25 protein-coding genes and 2 pseudogenes are annotated in these 21,188 nt (G+C 58.3%); 11 read left to right on the top strand and 16 right to left on the bottom strand.

The features are described from left to right. Position 1: 1 nt before the first annotated feature. The 3 genes and pseudogenes from ACYZT2_RS12755 to ACYZT2_RS12745 all read right to left on the bottom strand — a co-directional run. Positions 2–1,216 (bottom strand): annotated as a pseudogene (locus tag ACYZT2_RS12755) (efflux RND transporter periplasmic adaptor subunit); the annotation flags it as partial. Beyond that, positions 1,213–2,469 (bottom strand): TolC family protein, encoded by a 1,257-nt coding sequence (locus ACYZT2_RS12750; RefSeq protein ID WP_461972574.1) that lies wholly within the window; start codon positions 2,467–2,469, stop codon positions 1,213–1,215. The gene ACYZT2_RS12750 and the pseudogene ACYZT2_RS12755, both read right to left, overlap by 4 nt. A 94-nt stretch (positions 2,470–2,563) precedes the next feature. Further along, positions 2,564–2,896, bottom strand: coding sequence for a hypothetical protein (locus ACYZT2_RS12745; protein WP_461972572.1), 333 nt, complete (start codon positions 2,894–2,896; stop codon positions 2,564–2,566). Positions 2,897–3,041: 145 nt separating this feature from the next. On the opposite strand from ACYZT2_RS12745, the gene ACYZT2_RS12740 reads away from it, so the two are divergent. Further along, the gene (locus tag ACYZT2_RS12740) at positions 3,042–4,232 is read left to right on the top strand and encodes an MFS transporter (RefSeq protein WP_461972570.1); all 1,191 of its coding nucleotides are present in this window, start codon (positions 3,042–3,044) and stop codon (positions 4,230–4,232) included. Positions 4,233–4,307: 75 nt separating this feature from the next. Here the strand turns inward: ACYZT2_RS12740 and ACYZT2_RS12735 are convergent, their stop codons facing one another. The 3 genes from ACYZT2_RS12735 to ACYZT2_RS12725 all read right to left on the bottom strand — a co-directional run bounded on the left by ACYZT2_RS12735 (position 4,308) and on the right by ACYZT2_RS12725 (position 5,851). Beyond that, positions 4,308–4,706, bottom strand: coding sequence for a DUF1801 domain-containing protein (locus tag ACYZT2_RS12735; protein ID WP_461972568.1), 399 nt, complete (start codon positions 4,704–4,706; stop codon positions 4,308–4,310). 58 nt (positions 4,707–4,764) lie between these two features. Beyond that, positions 4,765–5,382 carry a LysE family translocator gene (locus ACYZT2_RS12730; RefSeq protein WP_461972566.1) on the bottom strand — a complete coding sequence of 206 codons (618 nt, stop codon included), beginning with the start codon at positions 5,380–5,382 and terminating at the stop codon, positions 4,765–4,767. A gap of 76 nt (positions 5,383–5,458) precedes the next feature. After that, positions 5,459–5,851 carry a GFA family protein gene (locus ACYZT2_RS12725; RefSeq protein ID WP_461972564.1) on the bottom strand — a complete coding sequence of 131 codons (393 nt, stop codon included), beginning with the start codon at positions 5,849–5,851 and terminating at the stop codon, positions 5,459–5,461. 150 nt (positions 5,852–6,001) lie between these two features. Between ACYZT2_RS12725 and ACYZT2_RS12720 the strand changes: the two genes are divergently transcribed. Next, positions 6,002–6,301, top strand: coding sequence for a hypothetical protein (locus ACYZT2_RS12720; protein WP_461972562.1), 300 nt, complete (start codon positions 6,002–6,004; stop codon positions 6,299–6,301). Between the two features lie 7 nt (positions 6,302–6,308). Here ACYZT2_RS12720 and ACYZT2_RS12715 read toward each other — a convergent pair whose 3' ends face one another. Beyond that, complete coding sequence (locus tag ACYZT2_RS12715; RefSeq protein ID WP_461972560.1) at positions 6,309–6,539, bottom strand: hypothetical protein; 231 nt, start codon at positions 6,537–6,539, stop codon at positions 6,309–6,311. Positions 6,540–6,565: 26 nt separating this feature from the next. Between ACYZT2_RS12715 and ACYZT2_RS12710 the strand changes: the two genes are divergently transcribed. Further along, positions 6,566–7,306 carry a Mut7-C RNAse domain-containing protein gene (locus ACYZT2_RS12710; protein ID WP_461972558.1) on the top strand — a complete coding sequence of 247 codons (741 nt, stop codon included), beginning with the start codon at positions 6,566–6,568 and terminating at the stop codon, positions 7,304–7,306. 83 nt (positions 7,307–7,389) lie between these two features. Here the strand turns inward: ACYZT2_RS12710 and ACYZT2_RS12705 are convergent, their stop codons facing one another. From ACYZT2_RS12705 to ACYZT2_RS12695, 3 genes are all read right to left on the bottom strand, one after another. Then, on the bottom strand, positions 7,390–7,869 hold the full coding sequence (locus ACYZT2_RS12705) for a cupin domain-containing protein (RefSeq protein WP_461972556.1): 480 nt from the start codon (positions 7,867–7,869) through the stop codon (positions 7,390–7,392). Between the two features lie 547 nt (positions 7,870–8,416). Next, positions 8,417–10,129: an amidase gene (locus ACYZT2_RS12700; RefSeq protein WP_461972554.1), complete on the bottom strand. Its 1,713-nt coding sequence runs from the start codon at positions 10,127–10,129 to the stop codon at positions 8,417–8,419. Between the two features lie 139 nt (positions 10,130–10,268). Then, on the bottom strand, positions 10,269–10,889 hold the full coding sequence (locus tag ACYZT2_RS12695; RefSeq protein ID WP_461973092.1) for a cell wall hydrolase: 621 nt from the start codon (positions 10,887–10,889) through the stop codon (positions 10,269–10,271). Between the two features lie 187 nt (positions 10,890–11,076). Here ACYZT2_RS12695 and ACYZT2_RS12690 point away from each other — a divergent pair, with 187 nt between their 5' ends. Next, positions 11,077–11,928: a CAP domain-containing protein gene (locus tag ACYZT2_RS12690; protein WP_461972552.1), complete on the top strand. Its 852-nt coding sequence runs from the start codon at positions 11,077–11,079 to the stop codon at positions 11,926–11,928. A gap of 54 nt (positions 11,929–11,982) precedes the next feature. Then, positions 11,983–13,341, top strand: a complete 1,359-nt coding sequence (gene chrA, locus ACYZT2_RS12685; RefSeq protein WP_461972550.1) for a chromate efflux transporter — start codon at positions 11,983–11,985, stop codon at positions 13,339–13,341. A 15-nt stretch (positions 13,342–13,356) separates the two neighbouring features. Here the strand turns inward: chrA and ACYZT2_RS12680 are convergent, their stop codons facing one another. The 4 genes from ACYZT2_RS12680 to ACYZT2_RS12665 form a co-directional block, all read right to left on the bottom strand. After that, positions 13,357–13,755, bottom strand: a complete 399-nt coding sequence (locus ACYZT2_RS12680; protein ID WP_461972548.1) for a YfeK family protein — start codon at positions 13,753–13,755, stop codon at positions 13,357–13,359. Between the two features lie 72 nt (positions 13,756–13,827). Beyond that, complete coding sequence (locus tag ACYZT2_RS12675) at positions 13,828–14,064, bottom strand: hypothetical protein (protein ID WP_008006269.1); 237 nt, start codon at positions 14,062–14,064, stop codon at positions 13,828–13,830. A 327-nt stretch (positions 14,065–14,391) separates the two neighbouring features. Continuing rightward, positions 14,392–14,628, bottom strand: a complete 237-nt coding sequence (locus ACYZT2_RS12670; protein WP_461972546.1) for a hypothetical protein — start codon at positions 14,626–14,628, stop codon at positions 14,392–14,394. A 61-nt stretch (positions 14,629–14,689) separates the two neighbouring features. Continuing rightward, positions 14,690–15,478, bottom strand: coding sequence for a DeoR/GlpR family DNA-binding transcription regulator (locus tag ACYZT2_RS12665; protein ID WP_461972544.1), 789 nt, complete (start codon positions 15,476–15,478; stop codon positions 14,690–14,692). A 608-nt stretch (positions 15,479–16,086) separates the two neighbouring features. On the opposite strand from ACYZT2_RS12665, the gene ACYZT2_RS12660 reads away from it, so the two are divergent. Both ACYZT2_RS12660 and ACYZT2_RS12655 read left to right on the top strand, forming a co-directional pair. Continuing rightward, entirely contained in the window at positions 16,087–16,305 is a 219-nt protein-coding gene (locus tag ACYZT2_RS12660) for a PLD nuclease N-terminal domain-containing protein (RefSeq protein ID WP_461972542.1), read from the top strand. 267 nt (positions 16,306–16,572) lie between these two features. After that, positions 16,573–16,893 (top strand): hypothetical protein, encoded by a 321-nt coding sequence (locus ACYZT2_RS12655; RefSeq protein ID WP_461972540.1) that lies wholly within the window; start codon positions 16,573–16,575, stop codon positions 16,891–16,893. 219 nt (positions 16,894–17,112) lie between these two features. Here ACYZT2_RS12655 and ACYZT2_RS12650 read toward each other — a convergent pair whose 3' ends face one another. Then, a complete protein-coding gene (locus ACYZT2_RS12650; protein WP_253545065.1) occupies positions 17,113–17,535 on the bottom strand; it encodes an HD domain-containing protein in 423 nt (140 codons plus the stop codon). A 75-nt stretch (positions 17,536–17,610) separates the two neighbouring features. Continuing rightward, positions 17,611–17,940: a hypothetical protein gene (locus tag ACYZT2_RS12645; RefSeq protein ID WP_461972538.1), complete on the bottom strand. Its 330-nt coding sequence runs from the start codon at positions 17,938–17,940 to the stop codon at positions 17,611–17,613. Positions 17,941–18,527: 587 nt separating this feature from the next. Between ACYZT2_RS12645 and ACYZT2_RS12640 the strand changes: the two genes are divergently transcribed. The 4 genes and pseudogenes from ACYZT2_RS12640 (at position 18,528) to ACYZT2_RS12625 (ending at position 21,187) form a co-directional block, all read left to right on the top strand. Then, complete coding sequence (locus ACYZT2_RS12640; RefSeq protein WP_461972536.1) at positions 18,528–18,821, top strand: fructose-bisphosphate aldolase; 294 nt, start codon at positions 18,528–18,530, stop codon at positions 18,819–18,821. Positions 18,822–18,896: 75 nt separating this feature from the next. Further along, positions 18,897–19,232: pseudogene (locus ACYZT2_RS12635) on the top strand (alpha/beta fold hydrolase); the annotation flags it as partial. Positions 19,233–19,663: 431 nt separating this feature from the next. Further along, positions 19,664–19,966 (top strand): hypothetical protein, encoded by a 303-nt coding sequence (locus tag ACYZT2_RS12630; RefSeq protein WP_461972534.1) that lies wholly within the window; start codon positions 19,664–19,666, stop codon positions 19,964–19,966. Between the two features lie 96 nt (positions 19,967–20,062). Beyond that, positions 20,063–21,187 (top strand): DUF6384 family protein, encoded by a 1,125-nt coding sequence (locus ACYZT2_RS12625; RefSeq protein WP_461972532.1) that lies wholly within the window; start codon positions 20,063–20,065, stop codon positions 21,185–21,187. Position 21,188: the final 1 nt, after the last annotated feature.

Genomic DNA, 21,188 nt, shown 5'->3' with positions numbered 1-21,188 from the left:
CGGATTTCTCAAGAGGCTGAACAATAATGCCTTTGAGACTGGCTTCTGAGTCGAGCAAGAACTGGCCCGAACTGACGACCTGTTGTCCCTCCTCCAGACCCTTCAGGATCGCCGTTTGTCCATCGTTTTCCTGCCCTGCTTGCACCTCTACCGGGCGATAGCGTCCGCCCTCTTCGGCGAGCATCACCAACACGCGCCGTCCGGTGCGAATCAATGCCTCGCTCGGCACCCACAGCACGCTTTGCTCAGTCGAACGCTTCAACCGCACCTGCACCGTGAGACCGGGACGCAGGCGGCCGTCGGGATTGGGCAATTCAACCCGTACGCTGACAGTTCGGCTGTCCGGACTGGTTTGTGGCAGGACCGCACTGACCGTACCGCGAAGGATTGCATCCGGAAACGTCGCAAGCCTGGCCTCCACCGTCTGACCGACCTGGACTCCCCCGGCTGCCGACTCTGGCACGGATACCGCCAACCACACATTATCAAGGCCGTTGACCCGGGCCAGCGTATCGCCGACAGCCAGGGTCATACCGCTACGGACATTCAACTCCTGCAACACGCCAGCAATGGGCGTGGTGATGGTCTGGTTCAGCTGTACCTTCCCGCTGCGCTCGATCCGGGCAATCAAATCCGCCGGCATTCCGGTCAGACGCAGGCGTTGGCGGGCCGCTGCCAACAAGCTGGCATCGCCCATGCGTTTGAGTGCCAGGAACTCCTCCTGAGCCGAGGCCCATTCAGGTACTAGAACATCCGCCAGTGGCGCGCCAGCCTTGAGCACATCGCCCGGTGCATGGGCATATACCCGCTCGACAAAACCCGGAGTGCGGGCCTGGATCACCGCGACATCGCGTTCGTTGTAGGTCAGCACACCTACCGCTTCGAGGCTGGAAGCCTGAACGCCACGGGTAACGGTAGCCAGACGAAGCCCCAGGTTCTGCGTCACGCTCGCGTCGATTTGCACGGTAGCTGTGTCCTGGGCACCGTCGGCGTAGCGCGGCACCAGTTCCATGTCCATGAAAGGCGATTTGCCGGGCTTGTCGAACTTTTGTTGCGGGTACATCGGGTCGTACCAATACAAGGCCTTGCGTTCCTCCTGGGTCATGGCGCCTTGAACAACGGGCTCTGCTTGATGGGCAAACCAGTAGCCGCCGACACCGCCCAGGGCTAATGCACCAGCAACCCATAGAACACCTTTAAAACGCTGAATGCTCATTGGCTAGCCTCCCCATAGGCGAAATACAGCCGAGCACTGGTCAGCGCTTTCTGTTCGTTGACATCGATCTGTTTCAGGCGAGCCTCAATCAACTCTCGCCGGGCGGCGACGACTGCCGACAAGTCACTTTTGCCCGCCCGATAACTGGCTAGGGTCAACTCGGCCTTTTCTTTGGCGAGCGGCAACAGGCTCTCCTGTTGGCGCCGCACAGCACGGTCCAGCCGTTGATAGTCGGCCAATTGTTCTTCCAATTGCTGGGTTTGCTCGCGAGTCAGGGCTTCGCGTTCGGCCTCCAGTTGATTCAGTTCAGCACGCTTGGCAGCGATCTTCGGGTTCTGCCGGGTATCGGGGAACAGCGGTAGATCAAAGGTGAATTGCACGCTGACCATGTCGCCAAACTCCCGCCCGCGCCGCTGATAATCGAGCTCCCAACTCCAGTCGGACCGTTTGTCAGCCTCGGCTTCACGGACTTTGGCCTGAGCCTTACGGGTCATTGGCGCAAATGCAGCCACAGCGGGGTGATGTTCAAGCTTGTGGATGTAACCCGACGCATCGATGGGCCACTGGGGCCAATTTCCGACCGGGTGTTCATTGGCGGCGGGACCAATCCAGCGCTTGAGCGCCGCGCGGGCTTGCGCGCGCTGAAGCAGTAATTGGTCTTGTTGCTCTTCCAGTTGCGCCGCTTCCTGCTTCGGTGTCACCGCATCGGCAGGCTGCGCACGCCCGCTGGCGATCTGCGCGCGAACGGTTTCGGCGAGCAGTCGATTTTCGCGGTAGAACTCCTGGAACAGCGTCTGTTTCAGCTCCACCGAATAACTGCCGATCCAGGCCAGCGCCGTGGCCTGTCGCACGTTCAAGCGTTCGACACGACCTTGCGCAGCGGCCAGTTCAACCGCGGCCTCGGCGACTTCAGTGCGCGCCCGACGTTTGTCGCCATTGGGCATTTCCTGCATCACACCGACCATCTGCATGGTCATGAAGTCGTGATCCAGCGTCCCGCGATCAGGACCGCTCACGGGAAAGTTCTGTACCCCAAGCACTAGCTTGGGGTCGGGCAACTCGCCGGCAGGAATGGCGGCGCTTCGTGCCGCCTGGAGTTTTTCGGCCTGGGCAGTGAGGGACGGCGCGTTGTCGTCAGCCAGCCGAAGGGCTTCATCGAGAGTCAATGGCGCAGCAACGCACGGCAAAGCCAGCACGCTTGCCGCCAGCGCAGCCAATAGCGGCCACCCTGGGCGAAAGCACATGGAGTTCATGTTCACAATTCCTGTGATGATTCGCTGCGCGCTTTCAAAGGCGCACAGCAACGCCATCCCGCGAAGGCGGATGGGGCTCAGCGTGGAACAGGAATCAGGCGCGAGGGGGGCGCCATACCCCGGACGGGGTATGAGCAGGCAGTGCGTCTATAAAAAACGTGCCGATGATGGGGCTGAACAAGGTGACTGGAGGTTTGGCGAGGGTGACTTGCAGCATGCCGCCGGTCTTGCACTCCTGACCGGGCTTACAGGGTTTGCCGTGCTCGGACGGGGTGCTCATGTCCTGGCAGCAATCTTTATCCATCATCGCCATGCCCATGGTTTTCATCGGGCAAGGTTCTGTGGGTGCCTGAACACCCGCCATTCCGCTAAGGGGAAGCGCGAAGCTGATCAGCAAGATGAGGCAAAACCGCAGATAGCGTTTCATGGAGATGGAGTCTAGCTTCAGGAAACGGCTCTTACAATTACAGTTGTTCTCTACACTCCTGCGTACTGCACTGTAAAACCGTCTCGCGATACCGCCGCACAGTTCAGGTACACCCTCGTGGAGCATCCAACCCCGGAAGCAAAGCATGGACAAACATCTCTCAAAGCCCAAACCGGCCTCATTACGTATCCCCTCCACGGTCTGGGCCCTGGGTTTTGTCAGCCTGTTTATGGACCTGTCTTCAGAGCTGGTACATAGCCTGCTGCCAGTGTTTCTGGTCACGACCTTGGGCGCGAGCGCGTTGACCGTCGGCGTGATCGAAGGCATCGCCGAAGCGACCGCGATGCTGACCAAGATCTTCTCCGGGGCCATCAGCGACTTTATCGGCCGGCGCAAAGGCCTGCTGTTGATGGGCTACGGTCTGGCCGCCTTGTCGAAACCGCTCTTTCCCCTCGCGCAGTCGGTAGAGGTGGTGTTCACCGCGCGTTTTCTGGATCGCATCGGCAAAGGCATTCGTGGTGCGCCGCGCGATGCGCTGGTCGCCGATATCGCACCCGCCGAAATCCGTGGCGCCTGCTTTGGCTTGCGCCAGTCGATGGATACCGTGGGCGCCATTCTTGGCCCGATTCTGGCTATCGTGTTGATGCTCTGGCTCGGGCAGATCCATCTGGTGTTGTGGTTTGCGGTGATCCCGGCGGTGATATCAGTGGCGCTGATTGTCGGTGGAGTAAAAGAACCGACCGTTGGCGCTGGCGAACGCACCTTCCGCCCCCCCATCCACTGGAAGGTTCTGTGGGATTTTTCGCGCAATTATTGGTGGGTCGTGATCATCGGCGGGTTCTTCACGCTGGCCCGTTTCAGCGAAGCCTTTCTGGTATTGAAAGCACAGCAAACAGGCCTGACGGCCACTTGGGTGCCGATGGTGATGGTGGTCATGTCGCTGCTCTATGCGGTGTCCGCCTACCCCGCCGGCTGGCTGTCAGATCGAATCAGCCGCACCAAAGTATTGTGCATCGGCATAGTCCTGCTGATCCTGGCAGACCTGTTATTGGCGCAAGCCGATTCGATCATGACCATGCTCGCGGGAGTGGCCCTGTGGGGCCTGCACATGGGCTTCAGCCAGGGCATTCTCGCGACGCTGATCGCCGACACTGCGCCCGAACATCTCAGAGGCACGGCGTTCGGCCTGTTCAATCTGATCAGCGGCGTGTGCCTGTTGATCGCCAGTGTGCTGGCCGGCGCACTGTGGGAGACTTCGGGCTCGGCGAGCACTTTCATCGTCGGTGCGGGGCTGGCGGCTGCGGCGTTGTTCTTGCTTCTGTTGCGTAAGCCTTAATCCACCGCAGCCGCGAATCTGATCCGCAGAACCCTCTCCTGGATACCTCTGAGACTGAATAGTGCGGTCAGCCGTTCACACCGACGTGTTAAACGCCACCGCGGCGCGGATCAGCGCCTTCAACGCCTCTTCATCAACCCTCTCGCTCTCATGAATATCGATGGCGCGTCGGGTGTTGCCTTCGAGGCTGGCGTTGAACAGCCCTGAAGGGTCCTCCAGCGAAGCGCCCTTGGCGAAGGTCATCTTCACGGCATTCTTATATGTCTCGCCGGTGCAGATAATGCCGGCGTGCGACCACACCGGGACCCCTCTCCACTTCAACTCCTCGACCACGTCGGGGTCGGCCTGCTTGATCAGCGTCCGTACTTGGGCGAGCGTTTCGCCCCGCCAGTCACTCAGCGCCTTGATTTTTGCGTCTATCAGCGCTGAGGCAGAGCCTTCCAGTTCACTTTCCTTTGTGTCGGTTTTCTTCATGATGTCACTCCTCAGGGTGTCCGGCGTCGACCCATTCGGCAAGAGACTCAATCGTGGCTTATTGGACCAACTGTCGGATCCCCAGAGCCAAAATCAAACTGCCACATAGTCGATCAATTGCCTTCCTGCTCCTTCGATACCCTGATGCGATCTCAGGTTGCGAAAGAGTGATTGCGACCACGCCATACCAAGTCATCGAAACCACCACTACGACCGCCAGCATCGATAAAAACGTGCCTGGCGAAACGTGGGCCGGGGCTGCCGCTGAAAAAATAGCGGCGTAAAAGGCCATGGATTTAGGGTTCCCGATATTCGTAACGACCCCTTGAATGAATGACTGCCGAAAGTTTCCGACTACAGCATTGTTACAAGGGGCAGGCGCACTCTTCCCGGCCTTGATCAAGAGTCGCAATCCAAACCACATCAGATAGGCTGCCCCCAGAACTTTTACGATTAGCGCCGCCCAAGGGAACGCAGCAAATACAACGCCAATACCCGCAATTGCACAGGTGGCCCAGAATAAGTTGACCAATACGATACCTGCGACCAGGGCCAATGCTTCTGACCGCGTAGCCGCCACCGCTTTGTGGACCACTGCAACGAAATTTGGCCCTGGAATAACGACACCGGCCAGGTAAACCAAAAAAACTGTTAATACGGCGGGACCATCGATCATGTGCATTCCTTTGCGAGAGTTGGGGCCGGGAGACCTAGTCGATAACAGGTCGAATCTTGTGTTCATTCCGACAAGCCTACTCCTCAAAGCGACCCGTGGCGTCACGATCACGCTCGTATCGTCGCGTCAGCGGAAACGGCGGCAACCAGGACTCGCGACGGATGATCCAGCTTTCGTAGGTGGGCGTCAGTTGGTCAGGGGCATCCAGGGATCCCAGGTTCACTTCGATTTCATCACCGGTGCGGGCGAAAACGGAGGAGCCGCAGCGGGGACAGAAAAACCGCCCGGCGTAGTCACGTGTTTCGCCCTCGATCGTCACCGCGTCCTGAGGGAATATCGCGGAGGCGTGAAACAGCGCCCCATGATGTTTGCGACAGTCGATACAGTGACAAAGGCCGACCCGGTATGGGAGGCCCGACGCCTCAATTCGGACGTTGCCGCACAGGCAACCGCCGGTGAATCGGTCCATGCTGCATCTCCTCTAATCAAGCGCCCGTTGTAACCTTTCAAACGGCCATTATCGAGTGGTTGTGAAAATAGTAGCGAAGCCACCGCCATGGGTCGACTAATCTGAGTAGAGCACGATCACAAACACGCCTCTAGCCTCAGGGGAAACGGGATGACCGGAAAAACAGCGCGCCAATGCTCGTCATGGGTCCTGCCCTCCCTGCTCGCCATCAACCTGGCGCTGATGGCGGGATGTGCAGGCAAAGCTTCCACGGCTCGCTATTCGGCCTCAAACATAGGCTCAAGCTGCTACGCAAAAGCGATGCCCACTGTCGGCGAAGGTGGCCTGGCATGGGGCGATACCTTGAGCATGGCTCGCAAAAAATCCATGGATAATTGCATCCGCTATGCCGGCCGATCCGGTGGTACGCCCAATACCTGCCAGGTGGTGTTGGCGGAGTGCAAAAATTAATAGAGCGTCATCGAAACGGTCCATTCTGTTCGCGGCCAATCGCCTGAACAAATGCCAGTCGGTCATGACCGATTAGCACTGAATAACACGCCAATTTGGTGATAAACGATCCTGATCGAGCGGCGGCCAAGCGCGCATTCACGCCATGATGGAGATGGGCAAGATCGACATCACTGCGATTGAAGCGGCTGTTAAGGGTTAACCAGCGTTGGAAGATGTCCAGACCAGACTCGCTCATCCTGCAGCCCTGCCATACTGTTGAGCATGACCAGTGCAACCTTCCGCTTCTACGAGGAGCTCAACGATTTCCTGCCGGCCGAACGGCGGCGGCAGTCCTTCACTTGCGAGTGCGCGCGAGGGGCGACGGTCAAGCATATGATCGAGGCGCTCGGGATACCGCACACCGAAGTCGAGCTGGTGCTGCTCAACGGCGAATCGGTGGGCTTCGAACGGGTGATTTTCGACAGTGACCGGCTGGCGGTGTATCCCAAGTTCGAAGCGCTGGACATCAGCCCGCTGCTCAAGGTTCGTGCGCAACCTTTACGGGTGCTGCGTTTCGTCGCTGATGCGCACCTTGGCGGGCTGGCCAACCTGCTGCGCATGAGCGGCTTCGACACCCTCTACGACAATGGTTTCGAGGATAGCGAGATCGCCGAGGTCGCTGCGCAACAAGGACGCATCGTGCTAACCCGCGACCGCGAACTGCTCAAGCGGCGGATCATCAGCCACGGCTGTTACGTGCATGCCCTGAAGCCGTCGCTGCAGCTGCGCGAATTGTACGAGCGCCTCGACCTGGCGCGTAGCGCGCGGCCATTCAGCCTGTGCCTTCATTGCAACCTGCCGCTACGCGAGATCAGCCCGGAACTGGCCCGGTCGCAAGTGCCGCCACGCGTTGGCGTCCTCTATTCGCACTTCCTGCGCTGCGACGCCTGCCAACGGGTTTACTGGGAGGGTTCGCACTGGCGCAGCATGTGTGCCCTGCTGGCACCTCTGCTGGGCCGATAGCCGAGCGCATCGGGTTGGCTGCGTTGCCGGGGATAACTGGCTTTTGTATCAGGTAGATAACGGCTAAAAGCGGTCAAATAAGGTCACTTCTTCCTGGGGTCATCCGCGGGATTGAGAAAATTGATACCCCACGGGCCGGTCCCATGGATCTGCACGACAGTTTCTTCTTGGGTAAATACATACATCGGCATACCAACAGGCATGATCGTGATACCGCCCGGCGTGTAGGCCCTGGCTTTGGCGGGGTCAAATTTGTCGCCGATTCCCAAGTGAAAAGTGCCGGAAATTACGGTGACACGTTCCACTACCGGGTGAGTATGGACACCTATTTTAGAGTTGGCAGGTAGCTTGAGCCGAAAAGTAAACGGATCTGCAGTTTTCAGGTCGCCTTCAATGACTACGATTTGGGCGCCGGGTGCGACCGATGGCGCATCAGACCATTTGAGATCGGAGGGTAGAACTGATATGTGGCCCGCCATCGGTTGCTCAGCGCTCGACACGGGTAACATCATGAATGCAGCGAATGTGAACGCGCACATCACAAAGACTCTTAATCTGTACATTTTCTGCTCCTTTCGAGCGGAACAAATGTTGCCCAAGGCTGCCACCATTTATTGATTCACCGCCTATTTGTAAAGCTGACCGATTGAAACCTGCTGCAGAATCCAATCACGACTCAATCATTTCCTCTGCGAGTTGATCTACGTAGTTAAGCAGCCATCTGCTAACGCCTACTTTTAACCAGCAGCAGGTTACAGACGATATCGCCATCGTCATGTGACGGGTGACGCCCGTGACACCATCGAAGCAGCGGTGATGAGGCGGACGTCTACGTCAGGAAAAATCAATACAACGATGGTCTTCGACGCTAGGCAAACCCCAGGAACGACAGGATAACCACGACGATCACAATTACCCCGACGATGTAGATGATGTTGTTCATGAAATCCACCTCTCAACCTGGACAGGACTGCGTTAGAAAGACAAGGCATTGCACCATTACCGGGAACACGCATCGGCAGCGCTGCAAAGTATTTTTGCAAGCGACTGGCTTACCATTACCGGGCGGGATTGGAGCGTGTACCGAGAGCTCCAATCCCGCCCTTCCTATTATTGACCACCCGACAACGGTGGGGTTCGAGGCGGAATCAATCGTTTCGTCCCCGTCGACTCAAACGCCGAGGCCAAGCGCAGCAGCGTCGAATCGTCATAAGCACGACCGGCGAAGGTCAGCCCGACGGGCATGCCGATGTCCGGCATCACGCCCATCGGCACAGTCACTGTGGGAACACCCAAGTGGCGGATGGCAAGATTGCCGTTCGCGACCCAGACACCGTTACTCCACGCGATGTCCGCAGACTTCGGATCGAGATCGGCATTCGCCGGCCCAACGTCAGCCACCGTCGGGAAAATCACCGCGTCGAGCCCCAACCGATCCATCCAGTCCTCAAGATCGATTCGGCGCGTCTGCTCAAGGCCGCGTAATCCGTCAGGCACCGTGGTGATCTGATCCCAAGGAGTGATGCCGCGCTCGGCCATCCGCACATACTCGTCCATGCCAGCGGCAAGATCGCCCTCACGGTTGGGCAGCGTCCCCGGATCGTGCGGGAAGATCAGGGGCCCGTTCACGTCGACCAGGCGATTGAGTTCTGGATCGCCGTTGGCCCGCAGAAAATCGTCGAACGCCCAGGCCGTCAGATCCCACAACTCATGGTGAAGGAACTCTTTGGAAACCAGGCCGCGGTTGAACACCGTCGGTGTACCAGGACGATCGCCTTCGCAATTGGAGACCAACGGAAAGTCGACCTCGATCACTTCGGCACCAAAGGCTTCGAGTGCCTTGCGAGCCTCTTCCCAGAGCCCGATCACGGAGGCACGGGTATTGATTCGCTGGCCCGTCGGACCACCGATACCAGGCGCATCGCTCGTGCCCGCCTCGGGATCCGCGTTGATGTACATACGAGGAACGCCGAAGCGTTTTCCGACGAGGGCATCGGTATTCGCGGCAAGCGACCCGTAGGAAGCGGGACGCACCGAGGCGACACTCGGGATGGGCACCCAGGGTTGCATCCGCCACAGATCGCCGCGTGGGTCGGGATCGACCGCCACCACCACATCGAGCACTTCGAGCAGGTCGGCCATGGTTCTGGCAAACGGCACGACAACGTCCATGGTCGGCGTCAACGGCCAGTTCCCGCGCACCGAGATCACTCCGCGCGAAGGCGTATAGGCACACAAACCATTGTTCGACGCCGGGCCACGTCCACTCGACCAGGTTTCTTCGGCGAGGCCAAATGCAGCGAAGCTGGCGGCGGTTGCAGTGCCGGCACCGTTCGATGAACCCGATGCGAAGGGGGCGGTGAGATAGTCAGCGTTGTACGGGCTCTGGGCACGGCCGTAGACCCCGCGTTGCATGCCGCCGTTGGCCATGGGCGGCATATTGGTTTTGCCCAGGCAAATCGCGCCAGCAGCACGAAGCCGTTCGATGGTGAACGCATCGCGATAAGCAATCAGGTTCGCGAAGGCGGGACTTCCGGAGGCTGCGGTGAGCCCTTTCACCAGATAACTGTCCTTGGCTGTATAGGGAATGCCATCGAGCGGACCTAGCGTTTCACCCTTGCCCCGACGGGCATCGGACGCAAGAGCTTCCTTGAGCGCATCGGGGTTGCGAACCACCACTGCGTTGAGGGCCGTGGCTGTGTCGGGTCCGTCATAGGCATTGATCCTGGCGAGATAGGCCTGGACCAGCTCAACCGCCGTCGTCTGGCCCGATTCGAGCGCAGCACGCAGTTGGGCAATGGAAACCTCGGTGACCTCAATCATGCTATTACCGCCGGCGGCTGATGGATTACTTGATGTTGGGCTCAGGGACATCACTTATCTCAAAATGGATTTTCATATCAGTTGTCATTGCACGGCATTATGCGACAGCGCGCCTGGACCCGCGATGGTTTGCGGCCGCCTACTGCGCCGTCCCGCCACGAGGTTTATAAAACATAAACTTTCGGGTCTCGGCCGTCCTGGTGTATTTCTTCGCCCAGGCGGGCTTTACCGTTCTGTCGTGGAAATACAAAGCACCATGGGTGCGATCCGTGAGTTGCTTGTTGAGTGCCTTGCGCGCGATTTCCTTGGCGAGGGCATATTCGTCGTCTTCCTTTACCTGATCTGCACGTCCGTCGCACCACCACGAAAACTGGCAGGAGCCCCGTTCAGAACCCTGCTTGACCACGGCGCACACCGTATCGGGAAACCCACCATGGCCGAGCCGGTTCATGACCACGCTGGCAACGGCTTCCATGTTGGCAGGTACCACACCTTTGGCTTCCCAATAGATACTGCGTGCAAGGCAAGTAATGGCGTCGTCCAGCGGCGCGGCGCCCGCCGGATCGACTGCCTGCACTTCAGAGGTGGTAATGGCTTCGGACTTGGGCACCGGAAGTTCGCTGTCCTTTTCGGCGGCTTTCTGTTCAAGGACCTGCGCCTTGTCTTCGGCCACTTCCTGTTTTTGCTCCTGGTCAGCCAACGACACCTGGCCACACAGAAGGATGATTGCGAAGCAGGTGAGTACCCATTTTAATTGCATATCGATCCTTCCGAGACACTGGCTTGAGCAATGAAACGGCGATGTTGTCGTGCTGACCTGCTGTGATTGTAGTCGTCGCAAGTCATTCCAGCCGCCTGACAATAAACGCGTTTCGGTGCAAAAAGGCATTGCGTCCGCAGGGGTGAAATCGCGCATCATGGGCGCAGTCCGTTCAAGGGAGATTTTCATGCGCAGCCTGTCATCCGTTTTGCATCTTGCCGTGTTGTCATTCGGGCTGGTGTTCAGCGTCGCCGCGTCGGCGGCTGATGAAACGCAGCTGGTCGAGTCGATCAACGTTTACCGCAGTCAGGTGCAGCGCTGCGGCGGCCAGGCGTCTGCGGAGTTGCCGCCGCTGGCGAGCGATCCGCGTCTGGTCCTGTCCGCCAACAGCATCGGCGACTTGCAGCAGGCACTGGCCCGCGCGGCTTATCCGATGGTCAATGTGCAGGCGATCAGCTTGTCTGGCCCGCGTGATGCGCCGTCCGCCATGAAGGCGATTCAGGAGAGCTTCTGCCAAGTGGTGCTGGACCCGCAATTCGTCGACATCGGCGTCAGCCGCGATGGCCGTGAATGGCGCATCGTGCTGGCGCGTCCGCTGTTGACCGGGCGTCTGGGCGACTGGCAGGCAGAGGGGCAAAAGCTGCTTGAAGCGATGAATAGCGCCCGCGCTCAGAGGCGCCAGTGCGGCACCCAAGCCTTTACCGCCACGACGCCGCTGGCCTGGAACGCCACGCTGGGCTCCGCGGCCGAGACCCACAGCCGGGCCATGGCCAACAATAACTATTTCGATCACAAGGACCGCGATGGTCGCACGCCGGGTGATCGGGCTGAACTGGCCGGTTATGCGGGCCAGCAGGTCGCTGAGAACATCGCCGCCGGGCAAGACACGGTGCGCAAGGTGGTCGATGGCTGGCTGGCCAGCCCGGGACATTGCGCCAACCTGATGAACCCGCAATTTCGCGAGCTGGGTGCGGCTTATGCCGTGGACCCGAAGAGTGACGCGGGGATTTACTGGACGGCGATGTTTGGTACGCCGTGAAGGCTTGAACCGCCATTTGAATAAGGAATCACTATTTGAAAAAGGAATCATCATTTGAATAAAGCCCCCTCCTCGACCGTCGAACAGGACCTGTCGAAGCCTGAGGCGATCAGCCTGCGGGAAGCGTTTCTATTCTGGCTGAAGCTTGGATTCATCAGTTTCGGCGGGCCGGCCGGACAGATCTCTATCATGCATCAGGAGTTGGTGGAGCGCCGACGCTGGATCTCGGAACGGCGCTTTCTGCATGCCCTAAACTACTGCATGTTGCTGCCTGGGCCTGAGGCTCAGCAGCTGGCGACCTACATCGGCTGGCTGATGCACCGGACGTGGGGCGGGCTGATTGCCGGCGCGCTGTTTGTGCTGCCTTCGCTGTTCATCCTGATCGTATTGTCCTGGGTATACATCGCCTTTGGCGAAGTGCCGGTGGTGGCCGGACTTTTTTATGGGATCAAACCTGCCGTGACCGCCATTGTGGTGCAGGCAGCCCACCGAATCGGCTCGCGGGCATTGAAGAACAACTGGCTGTGGGGGATCGCCGCGGCGTCATTCACGGCCATCTTCGTGTTCAATGTGCCCTTCCCATTGATTGTGCTAGGCGCTGCGATCATCGGTTATGTCGGCGGACGTCTGGCCCCTGAAAGATTCAGGACCGGAGGCCACAGTGCGGCGAAAAAATCCTTCGGCCCGGCCTTGATCGACGACGACACTCCGACTCCCGAACACGCCCGTTTCAGCCGTTTTAAACTGCTGCGCCTGTTGCTGGTGGGTGCTGTTTTGTGGGTATTGCCGATGGGCATTCTCACCGCCCTGTTCGGCTGGGAAGGCACCCTGACCCAAATGGCCTGGTTCTTTACCAAAGCGGCGTTGCTGACGTTCGGCGGCGCGTATGCCGTGCTGCCTTATGTGTATCAGGGCGCTGTCGGCCACTATGGCTGGCTGACACCCACGCAGATGATCGATGGCCTGGCGCTTGGCGAAACCACTCCCGGGCCGCTGATCATGGTGGTGGCTTTCGTCGGTTTTGTCGGTGCCTATGTTCAGCAGGTGTTCGGCCCTGATCAAATGTTCCTGGCCGGCGCCCTCGCCGCCACGCTGGTGACCTGGTTCACCTTCCTGCCTTCGTTCCTGTTCATTCTCGCCGGCGGCCCGTTGGTAGAGTCGACGCATAACGAACTCCGGCTCACCGCGCCGCTGACCGCGATTACCGCGGCGGTGGTCGGCGTGATTCTTAATCTGGCGTGTTTCTTCGGCTACCACGTGCTGTGGCCCAACGGCTTCAGCGGCCAGCTCGACTGGCCTTCGGCGCTGATCGCCATTGCAGCGGCCATTGCCTTGTTTCGCTTCAAGCGAGGTGTAATCGAAGTACTGATGGGGTGCGGGTTGATCGGGCTGGCGGTGCATCTGCTGCGCTAGCCCGTCAAGACGCAATCATTGACCTTGCCGTTGTCTCAGTAGCTCGGTCTTCAGCCAGAGGCTGGCGGGTTGCACACCTGCCGGACAGCGCACTTCATAGGCGCGGCCACTCATGCTGCTTTGGCTGGCCGCCAGATCGATAAAGTCTTCTGCGCTGTTGACCTTGTTCCGGTCTTCGAGGTACTTCAGCTTCTTCTGCAGATGCGCCCGGGCCTCAGCGCCCGGATATTCACTTCCGTTACGCACAAACCGGCACTCACTGCGCTCGACAAAGTCCAGCAAGCTGTTTATTTCCCGAGTGGCTTGAGGTGGGGTTTGCGCCTGGGCATCGAGCGCCATGGCGGTCAGGCCGATACCCGCCGCGATCAGCCAGTGGCTTAAATGCCGAGTAAAACGTCCAGGCAGAATTCCCATGGTGATACCTCGCATGACTGACGGCAGATCAGAGCGGTGGTGCCCTCCGCTCTGAAGGCTGGCGGGCTAGTATCAATCGTCGTCGCGGTCGTCGCGATCCCGATCACGGTAACGACGGCGATCATCACGACGGTCGTAATCGCGGTCATACCCTCGATCATCACGTTGGTCATAGCCTCGGTCATGGTCACGACGGTATTCGCGGCGGTGATCCCGATCGTACCTGTCGTCATCTTCCCAGTGAGGAAAGCAGCCTCCCAGCAGGAGAGTACTTGCAATGGCCAGGGTCATTATCGCGGTGCGCTTCATTTGAACATCCTAAAAGCAAAGGTCAGAGCTGCGGGGATGAGTTGACGCTGTCCACGAATTCAATCGCAGTGCGTGCAAACCGCAGATACGACCTTTCAGATACACAATGATTCCGCGACGCACTCCTTGTAGCGGGCGAAACCTGCGTTCGCTTGTAGCAGCTGTCGAGCCCCAGCGAGGCTGCGTTCGGCTGCGAAGCAGTCGTGAATCCGGCTAATGCGGTCTGCCTGACGTATCGCAATTTCTGGTTTGACGACTGCTTCGCAGGCGAACGCAGCCTCGCTGGAGCTTGACAGCTGCTACAGATTGCAATGACGGCGTTAGGCCTTACAGCGTTCTTTGGCTGTTGCCGATGGTTTTGGCTTTTTCGATGGCCCACTCCTGCGCGGCTTCCATGTCCAGCAGATGCGGTGACGGATGGTTGTCCTCAACGATGACCGAACCGTCCGGCCGGTAAACACCGATGAACATCTTCAGCGAGCCGTCTCTTAATATCTCGGCTTTAACCTCGATGCTGCATCCGTTCGATAGCGTTTCCGAGTGGATCATATGGCGCTCAGTCATGGCTGCATTCCTCCCGTCGTAGCTATCAGCGTAACTCATACACCGCGGACCGCGATGGCGCTCAAGCGTCTACCTGCACCACCTCGATCCCCAGTTTTTGATAATCCTCGACATTGCCCGAGGCCACATGACGTTCGGTGATCAGGGTATGCACACGGTTGCAAGGCGCAACAACGAAGGGCTCCACCGCCCCCAGTTTGTCTGCGGTGGTAACGGCAATCACGTGGGAGGCGCTGGCGAGCATCGCCTGCTTCACCGGCACCTCATCGAAATGCAGCGAGCTGATGCCGACTTCCGGATGAATGGCGCAAACCCCGGTAAAGACCAGGTCGGCCTTGATGCCCTCGATCAGCCGCAGGGTTTCATGGCCGCCGGAAGACATCGTCGCGGGATTGAGCTGACCACCGGCGACGATCACCGTGATGCCTTTGTATTCGGCGAGGGTGATCGCAATCATTGGCGACGCGGTGATGGCTGTGATGCAGATGTCAGCGGGCAGCGAGCGTGCGATCTGCAGCGTGGTGCTGCCGGAATCGAAAATCACGATCTGGCCATCTTTGACCCGGCGCGCGGCGAGTTGAGCCAGCCGTGTTTTCACTTCATCGGTTTCGCCGACCCGGGTGAAGTAGTCCTTGCCCGTGTCCTTGGGCCGCGGCAGCGCCCCGCCGTGGACCCGCTGCACCAGTCCGGCGCTGGCCAGCTCCGACAGATCCCGGCGAATAGTGTCTTCGGAAACGGCGAAATGCTGGCTCAGCTCGGAGGCCATGACCTTGCCGTCGCGTTCGAGGATCAAGAGGATTTTCTGACGGCGCAGCTGCGGGAGGTTGGCGATGGAATGCTTGACTTGCATGGTTATGCCTGTTTTTGCGTGTTTGTGCGAGATTAGCCAAACAGCGAGATGAACACAACCGGGTCAATGCCAAGTGCCGAAGCGCGGTGTAAACCCAATGGCTACCCGCAAACACGAAAAAGCCCGCACAAGGCGGGCTTTGGAAATCGATGTAGGTGGCCAGCGCTGGTCTCTGGCTTACAAGGTTTATCGGGCCTCTCACAGAACAGTAATTGTTGCTTTGGGCTGTTCTGCCTCACACGGCATAAGGGCTGGATCTCAGCGCGGAGATCTTTCTAACCGTGTACCCTTGGGAGCGCGCCCCACGCTTCCTCGCTATCCCTTTGCGCATCAGTCTGCGTCTTCACCTACAACTTCAGAATAGCAAATTGCTCGAGGCCTCGGTCGGGCTTTTTTAGACCGATTCCCTTCAAGGGGAATGACCGGCGGATGGAAAAATACTAATGCCGCGGGACGGACTTCCACTGCTCCGGTCAGGTGCGGCCGAACGCCATGTAGGAGCTGCCGAAGGCTGCGATCTTTTGATCTTAAGCCCCCAAGCCACCGCAAATTTAATGAACCCCGCCCACACCCGCTCGCCTAACCGAAAGACTATCAGGAGGTGACTAATGCAAATCGAAACAATCTGGATCGTGCTCGCAGCAGTACTTGTGCTGGTCGAGTTGTGGGCGATAAACAGAGTGCGTAAAGCCGAAGGCAAATCGAGCAACAAACTGGTGTGGATGGTGGTGATCGTGTTTGTGCCGCTATTCGGGCTGATCGCATGGGCCTTGGCGGGACCGAAGCACATCACACATAACCCGCACTCACCGCAGGCCAGGCAATAACGCCGATCTGCGGGCTCCTGCAAGCATCGCGCAATCACTGACTATACTAATGAGCCACATCTACGAAATGGAGATTGAGCTATGCCGTGGGGAACTGTAGATATCAACTCATTAGGACGCATAGGGTCTTTTCTCAGCACATCCGACAGATCAAGCTTGCAACTCACTGAAAGACGCGCCCGACACGACCCCACTCCGCTAATCAGCGAGCGATTCGATCCTGTTGTTGCCCGATTGGATCAGAGTGTGGGTCAACTGAGAACACAGGTGACCGCGTACCTGGCGGCCACAATCCCTGTGATTGCAGTGAACGACCATCCTCAAAGAGATTTTTACGAAGCCGATGGCCAGCGCATCCAGGTACTCATTGACAGGCTTACACTTGAACAAACTCAAGCGATGACCGCGTTTCAATCCCTGCGCCGACCTGGAGATGCTGGCACGATGGTGATCACCAACATTCAAAATTCCTTGACCGGTGTTGGGGCCGCAGTCGGAGTGCAAGACTGGAGGCTCACTGCAAGGCGAGATGCAGTCGCAGCGGCCAGGACTCTTGGTTTCATGGAGGCCCTGAACCAAGCACTATAACGAAAATTCCGAAATTCCGGGACAGACCACGATTTCAAAAAACGTTGAATGGAAAAAATCGTGGACTGCTCCAAATTCAAATCCCTACTCGATCGGCGTAGGAGCTACCGAAGGCTGCGATCTTTTGATCCTGACGTCCGCAACTCCCACAGTGGTCGGCACTCACCTACAATCTGGCGACCATCACGCCTTGATGGACTCCGAACCCAGACCCACTCACTACGACCGCAACACCCCTATCGCCCGCCGATACTTCTCAACGCGTTCCAGATCCTCCCAGGACGGCTGGGCAATTCGCGACAAGTCGCTGTTCTCTTCCAGATCCGCCAGTTTCACTACCCGCCCGATCGGGTTCTGCGCTACGCGCTCGACAAACGCCTCGTAGGATTCGCCCGGCACCTTGGTCACCGACGCAATCGCCATCAACACCGTTTCGCTGAAGCCTTCGTTACGCAGATCATCGAAGCTGATGCCGCAGTCCTCGACCACGTCATGCAGCACCGCGACGATGCGCTCTTCCAGCGTGTTCACCCGCAACATGACTTTCAGCGGATGCAGGATGTAAGGCGCGCCGCCCTTGTCCACCTGCCCCTCATGCGCCGCAGCGGCGATGGCAATGGCGCGTTCCAGTGTCTGACTCATGGGATTCTCCTCGGGTTAAACGCCGTAACGGCCGCTGAAATGAATGTTGCGCTTGAATCAACCTGCAATCGCTTTTTACCGCCCCAAAGGCTTCGCACCCTCGGCGTGGCGTTCGAGAATCATCGACACCAGCATCGCCTGATCGACGCCCGGATGACCATCCATCATTTCGGCGACCCAGCCACAACCGGAATTCTGCAAATGCAGACGCCACTCACCCGGCCAAGCCTCAAGCTCCGACACCGCCAACCACGCCGCCCCACCCTGCTCGCAATGACCGCCACCGATGGACTGCTCGAAACAAAATGGCGTATCCGGCCGGGAAAGGTCGATGTGGAAGAGGTAAATGTCCTGGGTTTTGTGCTGCGTTGTCGGAGCGTTGTTGCGGCTGCCGATTTCGATCATGGGCGCGTTACATCCTTGAATTGCCGTTGGCTTTCAGTCTACGACGGCGGCGACGCTGAACGGAAGCAAGCGTCCTCATCACCGAAAAACCCGCGCCTGATCGTTCGATGAGCGCACAGCCAGGATTTTGAAGTCCGAGAATCTCGTAGGAATCTGCCCTTTGTGGTGAAGGGGCTTGCCCGCGTTGGGCAACGAAGCAGCCCCAAACCCTGCTAGCCCGTTTCCTCAGACACACCTAACACCCGGTTTTGCGGCGGCTGCGCTACCGAACGGGGGCAAGCCCCCTCGCCACAGTGACCGCGTGTGGTCCTACAGCCCGGTTGCGGCTATCAAAATTGCTGCCTAGAGTGGGTCTGTCGCTGACATCGGTTGGCGAAGGGTTTCGCAGCCCTTAAGATTGACACCTTGTTCCGTCAGGCACGGCCGACTCCCGGCTGCGTATCGTTTTATGGCGGTTGTGCGTGGGAGACCTTCGGGTCTGCCGGGTCTTGGTGTTAATCCTCCGGTCTGCGAACCCGCGCATAGCTGCCACCCATTTTGTTTCGCAGCAGAACGGTGGCGATTCTACTTTTATTAGGATTAACACCATGACAACTCAACACCCGCTTCGCCACTACACCCCCATGTCCCACTTCGCCACCGACCGTCCCGTCCTCCTCATCGACGCCGACGCCCCACTGCGCGAACTCCACAACTGCCTCAGCGAACGCCTCAGCGCCGTCCTCAAATACCTCAACCTCATGGCCTGCACCAGCCTCCCCGACTACGCCGAGCACGACATCAACACCGTCACCAACATCGCCCGGATCATGGTTCAGGATGTGAGTGATGTTTTTCGGGTGATTGAGCAGCGGGGGTTTGATACGCCTAACGGGCAGTGACTAAACTTCGGTTAAAAAAACCCGCATTACTGCGGGTTTTCTAGAGCTGCCTCGTGCAACAGGGCAGCAGTGTTGAACGAGTTCGCGGGCGGTCCTAGCAAGGTGGATGAAGAAACCCGTCAGCATTACGCCTCGCTCTACGCCCGCCCCGGCGCCATGCGTGCAGCCTTCGCTCAGTTCCGCAGCATTCGTCAGGATGAGGTGGACAACAAGGCTTCGATGGCGCCGCGGCTGACGATGCCGGTGCTGGCCATCGGCGGTGAAAAATCCTTTGGCAGCAATCAAGCGATCGTGATGCGCAATGCGGCGGACAAGGTTACGGAAGTGGTGATTCCGGGGGCAGGACATTGGCTGATGGAAGAAGCGCCAACAGAGACTATTCGAGCGATTCGGGACTTTATTGCGCAGTAATGGGGAGAGGTTTCGCTTCCAATTCTGCCGTCGGCAAAGCGAATGTCGAAAGCCGTTTGGGCATCGCTGTGCGTGGCGCGTCTAATCTCGAACATTTCATTCTCCATTAGCCATCGGTAGACGGAGAACTAAAAAGCCACATCCATTTTTGGCGGGGCCTTGATCAAAACCAGGACAGAGCCAAGTTCATCCCCAAGAAAATTCGAGACACTCATCAACTGACACACGCACTTCCTCCGCTACTGTCGTCGATAACCTCTCCACCTCCAAAACCTAGGACTCGGCGGCTCGTCCAGCCACCTCCCCTGCACCTCGCCCCCCCCTCTGGAACTTTTCTATAGAATGATGTCAATGTGATAGCGCATAGCGCGATTTCATCCCGGATCAACCCCAGCGCCAGGCTGCTCCCTGGCAAACCATGGAAGTGTGTGATGAGAATAATCATTGCAGTATTGTTGATGCTTAGCGGGTGCGCCCATGCCAGTTGCGGGCAAATTTCCGACAGTGACCAGCGCAACTATTGCTATGCCAGGGAAAGCGGCAGTGGCTGTGGCCAGATCAATAACAGCGACCTGCGCAATACGTGCTATGCGGAGACCGGCACTTCTGGCTGCGGGCAGATCAACGACAGCGACATGCGTAACTATTGCTATGCAAAAAAGAGCGGCAGTGGCTGTGGCCAGATCAGCAACAGCGATGTGCGCAACCAGTGTGAAGCCGACTTGAAGCACTGATTGAACAGCGCGCAGGGCGGACCGCAGGTATCCTGCTCCGGTATACTCGCCCCGCGCGCTACCTGGCACTGAGCCCCAATCTGGAAAGGACACCCGATGAGCAGCATTCCACTCTCCGAACAGATGGGGGCAATGGCCTTTGTCGACGAGCTGCGTCATCAGCAAAAGCAGGTCCAGGAACACCTCGATCTGCCGCGGCGCCGCGCTGAAATCGCTGAGCGTATTCGCGCCTATTACTTGAGCAACAATATCGCTTTTGACGCTGACCTGATTGAGCAAGGTGTTCGTCAGGTCTTCGCCCATCGTTTGATGTTCGAAGCGCCGCCGCTCAACGGCTTCGATGCCTGGCTGGTAAAGACGCTCACTCACCGCTCAAAGATGCGGTTTTGGAGTGGGTTCATTGCGATGTCCCTGGCAGCTTTCATGGCGGCCTTCGTGATGGGCGCCTTTTCGCAGAACCCACGCTATGGAGCCACCTTCTACAGTGATGACAAAATCCGTGAGGTCGCCCGCACCGCAGCCGAAGTGCGTAGTGAACGCAGAGACCTGTACAAGGAAATCGATAAGCAGCGCAGAGAGCTGATGGCTCTTCAGAAAAGTAATGCGCAACAGCCTGACGCGTACGCAAGCCAACTACTTGAGCGTGCGCAGAAAGCGATGCCTGTTAGCGATGTCCGCACAGAAATCGGTGCTTCCGAGCCGGTCAGCCGTGCCAACGTGGCTGTCATCGAACCACAGGTCAATGCGCTCAAGGCAGAAAAAAACGCGATCAACAGTGCCCTGTACGCTGCCGAAACAGACATTAAATATGCCCGCGGGATCCTTGATATTCGCCAAGGCGTCAAGGAGATGCTGCAGGATCCGCAACGGGCAGCCGCCCTTGCGCAATTCAGCGATCTGGATGGACGTCTGGCCGAACTTGATCAGCAGTTGAAACACGTCAACAGCTTTGATAGCCACATGGATGCGTCCTCCACTTACCGTGAACTCAGAAGTGATCTGTGGCCGGACAAAGACTTGCTTGAGCTACAGTCCCAGCGTGCTTACGAGCTGAAAACCCGTCTGGCCGAAAAGTCCGTCCCGGAGGAAATTCGCGAGGAATTGCAGGTGAAGATGCGCGAGATTGATGCCGAGCTCAAAAAGAGCGACTCAGACGCTACCGAGAAGAAAATCAGTCAGTTGACCAAGCGACTCAAAGCCGCCGGTTACTGGACCCGGTAAG

The organism is Pseudomonas sp. MDT1-85 (genome assembly GCF_054898065.1).
This window is presented reverse-complemented; position numbering and strand designations above follow the sequence as displayed.

Excerpts from the sequence above, each read along its gene's own strand:
- ACYZT2_RS12750 (WP_461972574.1), bottom strand. The coding sequence starts at position 2,469 with ATGAACTCCATGTGCTTTCGCCCAGGGTGGCCGCTATTGGCTGCGCTG.
- ACYZT2_RS12745 (WP_461972572.1), bottom strand. The coding sequence starts at position 2,896 with ATGAAACGCTATCTGCGGTTTTGCCTCATCTTGCTGATCAGCTTCGCG.
- ACYZT2_RS12740 (WP_461972570.1), top strand. The coding sequence starts at position 3,042 with ATGGACAAACATCTCTCAAAGCCCAAACCGGCCTCATTACGTATCCCC.
- ACYZT2_RS12735 (WP_461972568.1), bottom strand. The coding sequence starts at position 4,706 with ATGAAGAAAACCGACACAAAGGAAAGTGAACTGGAAGGCTCTGCCTCA.
- ACYZT2_RS12730 (WP_461972566.1), bottom strand. The coding sequence starts at position 5,382 with ATGATCGATGGTCCCGCCGTATTAACAGTTTTTTTGGTTTACCTGGCC.
- ACYZT2_RS12725 (WP_461972564.1), bottom strand. The coding sequence starts at position 5,851 with ATGGACCGATTCACCGGCGGTTGCCTGTGCGGCAACGTCCGAATTGAG.
- ACYZT2_RS12720 (WP_461972562.1), top strand. The coding sequence starts at position 6,002 with ATGACCGGAAAAACAGCGCGCCAATGCTCGTCATGGGTCCTGCCCTCC.
- ACYZT2_RS12715 (WP_461972560.1), bottom strand. The coding sequence starts at position 6,539 with ATGAGCGAGTCTGGTCTGGACATCTTCCAACGCTGGTTAACCCTTAAC.
- ACYZT2_RS12710 (WP_461972558.1), top strand. The coding sequence starts at position 6,566 with ATGACCAGTGCAACCTTCCGCTTCTACGAGGAGCTCAACGATTTCCTG.
- ACYZT2_RS12705 (WP_461972556.1), bottom strand. The coding sequence starts at position 7,869 with ATGTACAGATTAAGAGTCTTTGTGATGTGCGCGTTCACATTCGCTGCA.
- ACYZT2_RS12700 (WP_461972554.1), bottom strand. The coding sequence starts at position 10,129 with ATGATTGAGGTCACCGAGGTTTCCATTGCCCAACTGCGTGCTGCGCTC.
- ACYZT2_RS12695 (WP_461973092.1), bottom strand. The coding sequence starts at position 10,889 with ATGCAATTAAAATGGGTACTCACCTGCTTCGCAATCATCCTTCTGTGT.
- ACYZT2_RS12690 (WP_461972552.1), top strand. The coding sequence starts at position 11,077 with ATGCGCAGCCTGTCATCCGTTTTGCATCTTGCCGTGTTGTCATTCGGG.
- ACYZT2_RS12680 (WP_461972548.1), bottom strand. The coding sequence starts at position 13,755 with ATGGGAATTCTGCCTGGACGTTTTACTCGGCATTTAAGCCACTGGCTG.
- ACYZT2_RS12675 (WP_008006269.1), bottom strand. The coding sequence starts at position 14,064 with ATGAAGCGCACCGCGATAATGACCCTGGCCATTGCAAGTACTCTCCTG.
- ACYZT2_RS12670 (WP_461972546.1), bottom strand. The coding sequence starts at position 14,628 with ATGACTGAGCGCCATATGATCCACTCGGAAACGCTATCGAACGGATGC.
- ACYZT2_RS12665 (WP_461972544.1), bottom strand. The coding sequence starts at position 15,478 with ATGCAAGTCAAGCATTCCATCGCCAACCTCCCGCAGCTGCGCCGTCAG.
- ACYZT2_RS12660 (WP_461972542.1), top strand. The coding sequence starts at position 16,087 with ATGCAAATCGAAACAATCTGGATCGTGCTCGCAGCAGTACTTGTGCTG.
- ACYZT2_RS12650 (WP_253545065.1), bottom strand. The coding sequence starts at position 17,535 with ATGAGTCAGACACTGGAACGCGCCATTGCCATCGCCGCTGCGGCGCAT.
- ACYZT2_RS12645 (WP_461972538.1), bottom strand. The coding sequence starts at position 17,940 with ATGATCGAAATCGGCAGCCGCAACAACGCTCCGACAACGCAGCACAAA.
- ACYZT2_RS12640 (WP_461972536.1), top strand. The coding sequence starts at position 18,528 with ATGACAACTCAACACCCGCTTCGCCACTACACCCCCATGTCCCACTTC.
- ACYZT2_RS12630 (WP_461972534.1), top strand. The coding sequence starts at position 19,664 with ATGAGAATAATCATTGCAGTATTGTTGATGCTTAGCGGGTGCGCCCAT.
- ACYZT2_RS12625 (WP_461972532.1), top strand. The coding sequence starts at position 20,063 with ATGAGCAGCATTCCACTCTCCGAACAGATGGGGGCAATGGCCTTTGTC.